Source organism: Ameyamaea chiangmaiensis (assembly GCF_013376175.1).
In the GTDB taxonomy this organism is placed as follows: Bacteria; Pseudomonadota; Alphaproteobacteria; order Acetobacterales; family Acetobacteraceae; genus Ameyamaea; species Ameyamaea chiangmaiensis.
In genome coordinates this window covers 1-3742 of sequence record NZ_JABXXR010000203.1, presented here as the reverse complement: position 1 = coordinate 3742, position 3742 = coordinate 1, and the positions used below count along the sequence as shown (strand labels likewise).

3 protein-coding genes, 1 tRNA gene and 1 pseudogene are annotated in these 3742 nt (G+C 66.7%); 4 read left to right on the top strand and 1 reads right to left on the bottom strand.

The features are described 5' to 3' along the window. The first annotated feature begins 133 nt into the window (after positions 1-133). From HUK82_RS15100 to HUK82_RS15090, 3 genes are all read left to right on the top strand, one after another. The gene (locus HUK82_RS15100; protein WP_176614734.1) at positions 134-631 is read left to right on the top strand and encodes a hypothetical protein; all 498 of its coding nucleotides are present in this window, start codon (positions 134-136) and stop codon (positions 629-631) included. A 154-nt stretch (positions 632-785) separates the two neighbouring features. After that, positions 786-862 (top strand) — tRNA-Asp (locus tag HUK82_RS15095). 248 nt (positions 863-1110) lie between these two features. Then, positions 1111-2397: a sugar MFS transporter gene (locus HUK82_RS15090; RefSeq protein ID WP_176614733.1), complete on the top strand. Its 1287-nt coding sequence runs from the start codon at positions 1111-1113 to the stop codon at positions 2395-2397. A gap of 417 nt (positions 2398-2814) precedes the next feature. Here the strand turns inward: HUK82_RS15090 and HUK82_RS15085 are convergent, their stop codons facing one another. Next, a complete protein-coding gene (locus HUK82_RS15085; protein ID WP_176614732.1) occupies positions 2815-3096 on the bottom strand; it encodes a hypothetical protein in 282 nt (93 codons plus the stop codon). Positions 3097-3346: 250 nt separating this feature from the next. Between HUK82_RS15085 and HUK82_RS15080 the strand changes: the two are divergent. After that, positions 3347-3742, top strand: a pseudogene (locus HUK82_RS15080) (tetratricopeptide repeat protein); the annotation flags it as partial.

Below are 3742 nucleotides of genomic sequence, written 5' to 3'. Positions count from 1 at the left end.
CTCGCGCGGCGACGCGCCTTGATTGCGTCGTGCGGCGGCGCCATTGTCGGTCGATCGGTCCGCCCGCGCAGCAATCCCGGGCAGCAACCCCGAATCGTCCGCCGTGTCGCAACAGCCAGGAGTTCGTCCGGCCGTGCTTCCCCCCACGTCGAACCTGAACGAGGCCGATGGCGCGGGGACGGTCACCGTGCTGCCGGTTCGTGCGCCGCTGGACCTGCCCGACGCGGCGTTGTTTTTGGGCGTGACACCGCTGCGGCTGCGTTTTCTCCGGCGGCTGGGCCGAGGTCCGCGCGTCAGTCGTCCCGGCGGCGGTCGTGCGGCGTACTGGCAGCACGATCTCGAGGCATACCGCGCGCAGCTTTATCGTCGGGCCGGTATCTCGGACAGCGAAATGCGACGCCGGCTGGCCGCCGTTCGCCCCCAGCCCGGGCCGGTCTATCCCCGCGCACCGCTGGCACGCGCCTTTCCGGTCGACCCCTTCATGGACATGGCGAGCCGTGACGAGATCGTCGCCCATCTCTCGGTCATCGGGCTGCGGGCCGCGATACTGGTCGGGCTGGCGATCGTCATCCTGTCGCATACGCCGGTGTTCTGGCGGTTTCTGCGGCACGGACCGTACGGCGATCTCTGATGGTCCGTCGCGTCGTCGGTCGCGTTTCCGCGTCCACCAGCAGGACTCTTCGGCCGGTCGTCCAAAAAATTTCGTCCACCCCGGTTGCCACGGTTCGCGAGGCCTGATAGACCCCGCTCCACGATATCTGCAGCCGGTTTTTCCGGTCGCCGATGCGGGTGTAGCTCAGTTGGTTAGAGCGCCGGCCTGTCACGCCGGAGGTCGCGGGTTCGAGCCCCGTCACTCGCGCCATCCCTCTCTGAAAAACCGGTTCCGACCACGCGAAACCGTCTCGCGACCGGTCGACGTATGCCCGGCTTCACCGCGATGATGCCGGTCGTCATGGTTTCGTGCCATGCGCCCTCTGCCGCCCCGATCGTCCGAGGGGCGCAGCGTGGGCCGTCTCTGCCATCACTTGATCGGTGTCGCCGGACATAACGTTATGGTAAGGATGTCGCACCCCGGTGCGCTGCCCGGGCGGAACGACAAGAGGGCAGACAATGCGCCAACATCTCCGAAGCCCCGCAGGCGAACATGGATGGGCGCCCGTCGTCCTGACGGCGACCCTGTTCTTCCTGATCGGATTCGTGACATGGCTGAACGGGCCGCTGATCTCCTTCGTGCGGGTGGCGTTCACGCTTGATGATGCCAGCGCGTTTCTGGTGCCCTTCGCGTTCTATATCTCGTATTTCTTCTTCGCCGTCCCGGCGGCCCTCGCGGTGCGCGCGACGGGGCTGAAGCGCGGCCTTGCCCTGGCGCTGGTCATCATGGCGTGCGGGTCCGCCCTGTTCGGACAGTTCCTGACCGAGCGCGCGTATCCGGGCGCGCTGTGCGGCCTGACGGTGCTGGGCGCCGGACTCGCGCTGCTCCAGGTCTCGGTCAATCCTTACGTCAGCCTGCTGGGGCCGCCGGATCGCGCGGCCCAGCGTATCGCCATCATGGGGCTGTGCAACAAGGGCGCGGGCATTCTGGCCCCCATCGTGCTGGCCGTGCTGGTGATGCACGATATCGGCGGGGTCGTGGCCCGTGCCCAGGCCGCCACGGATGTCGCGACGCGCGAGGCGATCCTGTCCCGGTTCGCCCATGCGGTCCACGCCCCGGCGCTGTGCATGGCGGGGCTGGAACTGCTTGCGGCGGTGTGGGTCGTGCGGTCGCGCCTTCCCGACCTGGCCGCGCCCGACATTGCGGTATCGGGTTCGCTGGGCGGCCTGCTGTCGCGGCCCCGGCTGGTGTTCGGCGCGGCCGCCATGTTCGTGTATGTGGGCGTCGAGGTGATGGCGGGCGATGCGATCGGCACTTACGGGCAGGGGTTCGGCCTGCCGATCGACCAGACGAAATTCTTCACCGCCCTGACCTTGTCCGCGATGATGGCGGGCTACGCCGCGGGCATGGTTCTCGTGCCGCGCGTCGTCGATCAGGAACGTTATCTCGGCCTGTCGTGTCTGTTGGGTATCGCGCTGACACTCATGGCGTTCGCGACGCACGGCTATGTCTCGGTGCTGTGCGTGGCCGCGCTGGGTTTTGCCAACGCGATGATGTTTCCGGCGATCTTTCCGATTGCTATCGCCGGGTCAGGGCGCGACACGCCTCTGGCGGCGGCCCTTCTGGTCATGGCGTTCAGCGGCGGTGCATTGGTGCCGCAGATGTTCGTCTGGCTGAAGGCCGCGTTCGGGTTTCAGGGCGTGTTCGCGACGCTGATGATCCCGTCCTATCTGTTCATCCTGCTCTACGCCCGCCTTGCTTCAGCAACACGCAGCACCGACAGCGTGCGCGCCGCCACGGCCTGACACGGACGGCTTTTTGACGCTCGTGCGCAGGAACTGCGCCATCACCTGCCGATGGAGGGCGCCCAGATCGGGCGCCACGCGGTCGTGAAGGGTGCGAACGCTTTCGTGCATGGCGAAAAAGCGCCTGGCTGGCCCCCCACATTGCGTCAGGGCCGCACCGAGCAGGATTCCGTTGAATTCAACAATCGTTGAAGCGTGCATCACGACATTCCACACTTTTTACACATGACCGTCATGGCCTGAACGTCTTCGCGCCCCGGAACTGCGTGGCACTTGCGGCACTCCGACGGTGTCGCGAACCTAGCCGAGCGTCGATCCGGGTCAATTGAGTTATTCTTGATCGTGTGTGAATTTTTTATTTCACACTCTGAAATTGGGTTATTCGTTACGCGGGCAGGGTGTCGTGTTCCCGCCGCGTCATCGACCCGTTCGATCGCGTTCCTGGTCCGGTGTCAGTTGCGTCGGACCCTGCGCCACCTGACGCGGCACATTGGCCATCAGGTCGGGGCGGGCCCAGCAGTCAACGCCGCTCCAGCTCTGGGTGCAGTAGGGCTGGGGCGGGGGCGGCCGCTCCGCCGGGGCGCACCAGGAGCGGTCATCCCCCAGATAGCCGGTGTTACAGTCGCGGCCCGTGATCGCGCTGGCGATCATGTCCGGCGCGCAGCCCGTCAACAGACCCGCGATGAGGAGCGCGGACAAACGGCACCCCTGACGGGTGGATCGAAAAGGAACGAGCGTCACGCGCGATGGACCATGCAAGAGGGCGGTTGGCGGAAGGCGAGAGACCATTCAATCGTCCATTGATGAAGAACCCGCTAACGCGCTGGCGGCTGCAACGAAGAGCGACACCCTACCGACCTTCCGGCGCCCACGGCTTGGCGCCGTTTGCCCAGGCGCGCGGCTGGCTGTATGGTGCGCGGTTCGAACAGGTATCGAGACGGATCGCAGCGTGACCGACGACATCATCAGGGAAGTGAACGAAGAGGTTCAGGCCGAGCGCATGCGCGCCTTCCTGCGCCGCTATGCCGGCGTGATGATCGCGGCCGTGGCCGTCGTCGCCGTGGCGATCGGCGCGTGGCAGTTCCATGCCTGGCGCACACGCCAGGCGCAGGAGGTTGCCTCCGCCCGTTATTTCGAGGCCGTCCGGCTGGCCCAGACCACGCACGTCATGGCCGGGACCGCGCCGCTCAGTCCCGACCAGACACAGGCGCTGGCACGGTTCAGGGCACTTGCGGCCGATGGGCCGCAGGGCATCCGCACGCTGGCGCAACTGCGTGTCGCCGCTCTGGCAACCGGCAGCGGCGATACGAAAACCGCCCTCGCCGCGTGGGAGGCCGTGCGCAAC